We start from the raw sequence: 6,352 nt of genomic DNA on the forward strand, positions 1-6,352 counted from the left end.
TTCTCCGACCGATACAGCCGACGAATCTCCGCCCAATCCTCCACAGTGATCACTCTCCAATCAGAAGGGTGCTCACTTTTCGACCGGAACTACCTGCTCACTTTTCAACCGGAGCCGACAAGGCTGGTCCCCGACGTTGTCCCGTGCACCGCAGGCTCACGCCGTCGAACTCAGGGTTGAACGCATTGCAACAACCGCCGATGCCCCAATTTCGATCGTCCTCATTGCCTCCCAACATCCAAGGCAAGTCATTTTGCCTCGGTCCCGGTCAAGGTCCGCAGAGCGGCCACCCGGTTGAGGTATGGCCGCAGGTGACCAGTGCGCGTGGGTGGAGCACTCGGAGGGCGAGGTCTCCCTTTCGTTGCCGGTATGGCCGATGTGCGCGCTGAACTGCAGCTGGACCGGGTCTACTGATCAACCTGCCGTACCTCAGCTCACGCCTTCAGGGCCAGTGCGTCGAATCTGCTTCACGCAAAGGCGGGAGCCGGCCGGGTAGCGGGTTCGGGGGCATCGGCGCCCTGCCCGATTGCGGCGAATTCGATAGCCATCATCGTCGATCCCTGTTCTCCGCCAAGCAGATTCGGGTAGATCAGGATCGGTGTGCTGCGTTCACCAAAGACATTACGAACGCCGGCGCGGCGCAACGATGTGCTTAAACAACCAAATACTGTGGCGGTGTTGTGTCGAGCCTACAAACCGACGGCCGGGCGGTTAGCTGCACGCGGACCCGAACAATCGCCGTAACAGCAGCGCCACCTCCACGTCGAGCCGATCGTCCCCGATGGCTCGGCCGCGGCGTTCCTCGGCGCGCCCGACGCGATACCGCACTGAGTTGAAGTGCAGGTGCAGTTCTCCGGCGGCGGCGGTGAAGCTCGATCCGGAGCGCAGAAATATGCTCAAGGTCTCGCGAAGCCGTCTGTCGCTGTCGGTATCGTCAGCGAGCGGGCCAAGCACCTCCCCGATCCACTTGTGCACAGTTTCGGGTTTCTCCCTGAGCATTGCGGCAAGCAGGATCCCCGGTTGATCGGCCGGGGTAAACCGGCCGCCTTGTGAATCGGAAGCGACGGCAACCGTATAAACATCGGTGGCCTGTTCATGGGATCGGCGAAAGCCGGCCGCCCCGGGCAGGGGTGTGCCGGCTGCGATGTTCGGTGCTGTTGGTTCGATTCGGACGAACTCACCGAGACGCCCCAACGCGGTCGCCGCGGCGCGGGCCGCCAGCGGAATCCAGGCCCATCCGGTCAATCGATCTGCCGGGATGAATAGCGGGTTCTCTTGCGCCCCCAGTGATTCGGCGGCACGGTGCACGAACCGCTCCAGGGCGGCGAGTTCGTCGTTGTCGCCCGATTCTGCGGTCGACAGCACGAGCGCAAGGTGTGTCCGCCGCAGCGGGTATCCGATGGCGGTGGTCATGGCATCGACGTCGACGTCGCCGCCCTCGAGGAGTTCGCGGACACGCAAGGCACGCAGGCTGTTTCGCTTATCTTGCCAGCGATCGTGCTCTTCTTGATAGGCGGCAATCGCCTGCTGGGTGACCCAATCGATGTATCCGAAGGACAGCTCGGTTATCAGCTCAAAAGTGTCCAGCTGCAGTTGTGTATCCAGTTCGGAGGCACGGACCGCATCCAGCATGATGCCCAGGACCGTCTGGTGGCCGATCCGGTATGCGCGAACCAATGCCGTGGACGCCACTTCCCGCTGAGCCAACCTCCGCGCGTATTCCATTGCCGCGGTGGGTGGCTCGAGGCTCTCTAACGGGATGTTGTTGCGCAGTGCGGCGAAGAAGGTGTCGATGTTGGCCGCGGTGTTGTCGCGCAACAGTTGCAGCAGTTGGGTGTCACCGCGTAGCTCCGAAACGTCGCGCAGGAGGACTTGTTGGGTGGCCTCGGTGACCTCGCCCAATTGGTCACTGAGGCGAGCGATGATGGCGGCCGCTGACTCGGCTACGCGCTCACTGTAGTCACGATTCTGTGCCGCCATGATCAGAAACCATAGTGTGACGCTGCCCACCACGACAGCGAAATTGTAGGCCGGCTACAACGGCACCCGCCGAGTTGGTCAGATCACTACGTCGTCTCCCGATGAAAATCGCCATACGTTTGCTCCATAGATAAGCAAGGACGCTGAGCCGGTCGACAGGAAGGGGCCAGGCCGTGACTGACGTATGGGGACTCCTGTTCGACACCCTGCTCAGCGAGCCGGAGGAGCTCTCGCGCCAGGTTCGCCAGGCCACGCAGGATCAAATCCATAGTTATCGCGCGCTGGATCTTGTGACGCTCGATGCGGAAGTGGGCCTCGAGGTCGCGCGGGTTCCGGAATCCGCCGTCGAACGTTCGGCAAAGCGGTTGTAGCCAACGCCAATCCGGTTTGGAGCCCGCTCCGTAGACCCCCACAAGTCACCCCTCGATGCTTGTCCGTACGCGTCGCGGGCACGTACCCAGCCGTTCACCACTCGATCGAAATGGAGCCCCGAATGTCGACTGTCGAAGCAATCGACCGCCCCACACGGGAGCCTGGGGGACGCCACGCCCTCCCAGACCCCGGAGCACCTGCGCCCAAACTGGCGTTGCCCACGGTGGGTATTTTTCTGACCGCGATGACGGCGTTCGTGGTAGCGACCGTCGGCTACGCCCAGGGCTGGTTGCCGACCTGGGTGACGATCCCGGTCAACGCCGTGGTGACTTTCCTGATGTTCACCGTGGTCCACGACGCCATTCATTACGCAGTCAGCAGCGTGCGGTGGGTCAACGGAGTCATCGGTCGATTAGCTTTTGTGCTGGTCGTGCCGATCCTTTCCTTTGCGTCGTACGCCTTCATCCACATTGAGCACCATCGGTATTCCAACGACGACGACAACGACCCCGACGCATGGGCCTCGCACACACCGGCGTGGCAGGTGCCATTGCGCTGGCCGCTGCCCGAGCTGTCCTACGGCAATTACCTCATCCGCAAGTTGCGCAGCCGGCCAAAGACCGAGGTCGCCGAGACACTGTTCTTCTTGACCATGGGTGTGACCGGGCTGATTGTCGCGGGACTCACCGGCAACCTGTGGACGCTCGCGGTCGTGTTCCTGATCCCGCAGCGCATCGGTCTCGTCTTCCTGGTGTGGTGGTTTGACTGGTTGCCGCATCACGGGCTGGACGCCACACAGCGCAGCAACCGCTACCAGGCCACCCGCGCCCGCGTCGGGATGGAGTGGCTGTTCACCCCGTTGATGCTGTCGCAGAACTACCACCTGGTCCATCATCTGCATCCCTCTGTGCCGTTCTATCGCTACGTCAAGACATGGCGGCGCAATGAGGAGGCCTACCTGGAGCGCGAGGCCGCCATCTCCACCGTCTTTGGTCAGGACCTCAATCCCGACGAGTTTCGCGAGTGGAAAGAGCTCAACCGCAGGCTCGGGAGGCTGGTACCGGTGCATATGCCGGCCAAGTCAAGTGCGCCGCACGCGGTGCTGCACCGGATCCCCGTCGCCTCGGTGGACCCCATCACCGCCGACAGCACCTTGGTGACGTTCGCGGTGCCCGAGGGGCTGCGTGATGAGTTCCGGTTCGAGCCGGGCCAGCACGTGACGGTATATACGAACCTCGGCGGCGAAAGAGTGCGACGCAACTATTCAATCTGCGCGCCGGCCACCCGCGCCCAGCTGCGGATCGCGGTCAAACACATTCCCGGCGGCACGTTTTCGGGGTTCGTCGCCGAGCAGCTAAAGGCCGGCGACGTGCTGGAACTACTGACTCCCACCGGCCGCTTCGGCACCCCGCTGGACCCACTTGCGCAAAAACACTACGTGGGTCTGGCGGCCGGCAGCGGGATCACGCCGGTGCTGTCGATCCTGGAAACAGTGCTGGAGGTCGAAACCGCAAGCCGCTTCACGCTGATCTACGGCAACCACACGAAAGAGTCGACGATATTCCGGCACGATCTGGACCGACTCGAATCCCGCTACGCGGACCGCCTCGAAATCCTGTACGTCATGTCCTCCGACCCGCTACACACCCCGGAGCTATGCGGGCTCATCGACGCGGCGAAGCTCGACCGGTGGCTGACCACTTCGCTGCGGCCCAGCACCGTCGACGAATGGTTCCTGTGCGGGCCGATGGGCATGTCGACCACCGCACGCGACACACTGCTCAAGCACGGTGTCGACACCGAGCGGATCCACCTGGAGCTGTTCACTGGCTACACCAAGCCCGAGTCCGCGGCGAGCAACTATGCGCGGGCCACCGTGACCTTCCGGTTGTCCGGGCAGGAGCAGACCTTCGATCTGGCAGCCGGCGACTCGATCCTGGAAGGCGCATTACGGGTCCGCGGTGACACGCCCTATGCCTGCGTGGGCGGCGCTTGCGGTACCTGCCGGGCCAAGCTACTCACCGGCACCGTCGAGATGGATCAGAACTTCGCTCTCGGACCGGCCGAACTGGACGCCGGTTACGTGCTGACCTGTCAATCGCATCCGACCAGCCCGACCGTGACTGTCGACTACGACACATAGGAGTTGCGGATCATCTCGACCACACCATCGGCGGTTTTGGGGACTGCGTCGGCGTGGCCGGCGAGCACTGCGCGGGCGGCGTTCTGCGTCGAGGAAGTCGGACTTGCCCCGAAGGCGGCGGTCTCGACGATCGGTGCGCATCACTTCCACGACACCGATGTCGCGGCGACGGACTGCGGCGGTCAATCCGGCACCGTATGATCCGGTGCCTTCGATTGCGACGGTCAGCAGACGGCCGTGGGTGGTGGCCCAGTTGATCAACTGGCCGTATCCGGCCGCATCCGCAGAGAATTTCTCGGCACCCAGAACACCGCCAAAGTCATCGAGGGCTACCGCGACGTGGACGTACTTGTGGGTATCGACGCCGATCACATTCGATCGCGGCGCCGGTGTTGGTTCATGCTTGTCATTGCGACCTTCCAACGGGTTGTGACGTTGGCCGTTCGGGTGGACGGGACTGTGATGGGACCTGGTGAGGTCAGGCTCCTATGAGGTCACTGCCCGCCCGGCCAGCACCATATGGTGCGGCCGCCTGATGGACGACAGATCAACAGCCAAGACACCCATACCTCGGGGTCAGTCGTAAGCAAGAGCAAGGCCATCAAGCGACCAAAACTCATTCTCACAGGCGTAAGCATCGCCGACACTGCCGATCGACGCCGCAATACCCTCGAGCACAAGGGTTTCCGCGAACGCGATAGACGTGTATTGGGCGGATTCAATCGGTGGTCGCAACACCGGCTTGTTGAAGCGAGTGTAGGTGGTCGTTGAATGCTTCTGCAGGGGTGTGCCATCCACCGCCACCTCGGATACCGGGTTGCGTCCAGCCGGGCTTTCCAGCGCCCGTCAGACCTCTGCCGTACCGATCCTTCAGAGTTTGCCCGCCGCTTCGCCATCGGCACATTCCAGTTTCTGACTGGGGTAGGAATTGGGGTCAATCCACCAACGCGGGCGATTTTCGGAGGCCGAAATAGCCTCTAACCTGTGTCGGGCTGACAGGATTTGAACCTGCGACCACTTGACCCCCAGATATGTTTCCCGCGTTAGTGCATGTTCCCGTATGGTCAGTTTTATGAGGTCAGAGCGGTTTTCTTACACCGGCTTTCACCCGCTGACATCACCCAAAGGGCGTACAAAAGGGCGTAAATCGCTCCATACACCCACGCCCACCAACGCGAGGAAACCACCCAATGTCCACACTCACACCGCGAATGACCACCACCGAGGCGCAGACCGCGCTAACCCACAGCCTGCAACATCTGCGGCACGCGCTACGACTCGTCACCACCACCGACCGGCTCATCATCGCCGGCGCCCCCGAAAGCCTGGCAACGCAACGCTGCGCCGTCCTCTACTCCGACATCGCTGCGGCGGCCCGATCGTGCGCCAACCTGCTTGACCACCTCGACGGCTACGGCACCCCATCACTTGAGGACCGTCGCCAGGCGATCGCCGCCGCGATGGACCGCCACCCTGCCGGGTCCGCTTTTGGTGGTGCTCTGTGAGGCGCATGGGATGGGGTGAACGGGTCGCCCTCGCCGCAACACTGAGCGGGCTTACCGGATACGTCATCGGCGGGGCGTCGCTCACCGGCCTGCTAATCGCTGGGGCCGCGGCGGTGTTCGCGGCGATCGTCCTCGGTGCGATCTGGCTCGGGGAGAAGAAATGACCCGCCGCGGGTGGGCGCTTCCAGGCGCCCCGATGACCGGCGATGACGACACCATGGTCGGCGCTGCGGCCGACCCCACCACCAACATCCCCCAACCGGCGCAGGAAACCCCTGCGCTCGCCTGGGCCGACGACGACTGCGACGAACCAGCCACACAATCAGCGCAGGCCGCGGCCGACGGCTGGGAC

Annotated in this window: 7 protein-coding genes and 1 pseudogene; 5 read left to right on the forward strand and 3 right to left on the reverse strand. The window is 63.2% G+C overall.

Translation table 11 applies throughout. From position 1 onward, the window contains the following. Positions 1-711: 711 nt before the first annotated feature. Complete coding sequence (locus tag EPN51_RS13585) at positions 712-1,980, reverse strand: helix-turn-helix domain-containing protein (RefSeq protein WP_293043374.1); 1,269 nt, start codon at positions 1,978-1,980, stop codon at positions 712-714. 173 nt (positions 1,981-2,153) lie between these two features. Here EPN51_RS13585 and EPN51_RS13590 point away from each other — a divergent pair, with 173 nt between their 5' ends. From EPN51_RS13590 to EPN51_RS13600, 3 genes are all read left to right on the forward strand, one after another. Next, the gene (locus EPN51_RS13590) at positions 2,154-2,351 is read left to right on the forward strand and encodes a hypothetical protein (protein WP_293043377.1); all 198 of its coding nucleotides are present in this window, start codon (positions 2,154-2,156) and stop codon (positions 2,349-2,351) included. A 122-nt stretch (positions 2,352-2,473) separates the two neighbouring features. Continuing rightward, a complete protein-coding gene (locus EPN51_RS13595; protein WP_293043380.1) occupies positions 2,474-4,495 on the forward strand; it encodes a fatty acid desaturase in 2,022 nt (673 codons plus the stop codon). Positions 4,496-4,531: 36 nt separating this feature from the next. After that, on the forward strand, positions 4,532-4,696 hold the full coding sequence (locus EPN51_RS13600; RefSeq protein WP_293043383.1) for a hypothetical protein: 165 nt from the start codon (positions 4,532-4,534) through the stop codon (positions 4,694-4,696). Here the strand turns inward: EPN51_RS13600 and EPN51_RS29015 are convergent. Beyond that, positions 4,634-4,867, reverse strand: a pseudogene (locus EPN51_RS29015) (transposase); the annotation flags it as partial. The gene EPN51_RS13600 and the pseudogene EPN51_RS29015 overlap by 63 nt on opposite strands. A gap of 204 nt (positions 4,868-5,071) precedes the next feature. Continuing rightward, positions 5,072-5,293, reverse strand: coding sequence for a hypothetical protein (locus tag EPN51_RS13605; RefSeq protein WP_293043386.1), 222 nt, complete (start codon positions 5,291-5,293; stop codon positions 5,072-5,074). 392 nt (positions 5,294-5,685) lie between these two features. Here EPN51_RS13605 and EPN51_RS13610 point away from each other — a divergent pair, with 392 nt between their 5' ends. Together EPN51_RS13610 and EPN51_RS13615 are read left to right on the forward strand one after the other, a co-directional pair. Then, complete coding sequence (locus EPN51_RS13610) at positions 5,686-6,000, forward strand: hypothetical protein (RefSeq protein ID WP_293043388.1); 315 nt, start codon at positions 5,686-5,688, stop codon at positions 5,998-6,000. 5 nt (positions 6,001-6,005) lie between these two features. Then, positions 6,006-6,164 carry a hypothetical protein gene (locus EPN51_RS13615; RefSeq protein WP_293043390.1) on the forward strand — a complete coding sequence of 53 codons (159 nt, stop codon included), beginning with the start codon at positions 6,006-6,008 and terminating at the stop codon, positions 6,162-6,164. Positions 6,165-6,352 lie beyond the last annotated feature (188 nt).

The organism is Mycobacterium sp. (assembly GCF_004298145.1).
In the GTDB taxonomy this organism is placed as follows: Bacteria; Actinomycetota; Actinomycetes; order Mycobacteriales; family Mycobacteriaceae; genus Mycobacterium.

What these genes read in the sequence shown, in the direction of transcription:
- EPN51_RS13585 (WP_293043374.1), bottom strand. Translation starts at nt 1,980, where the DNA reads ATGGCGGCACAGAATCGTGACTACAGTGAGCGCGTAGCCGAGTCAGCG.
- EPN51_RS13595 (WP_293043380.1), top strand. Translation starts at nt 2,474, where the DNA reads ATGTCGACTGTCGAAGCAATCGACCGCCCCACACGGGAGCCTGGGGGA.
- EPN51_RS13610 (WP_293043388.1), top strand. Translation starts at nt 5,686, where the DNA reads ATGTCCACACTCACACCGCGAATGACCACCACCGAGGCGCAGACCGCG.
- EPN51_RS13615 (WP_293043390.1), top strand. Translation starts at nt 6,006, where the DNA reads ATGGGATGGGGTGAACGGGTCGCCCTCGCCGCAACACTGAGCGGGCTT.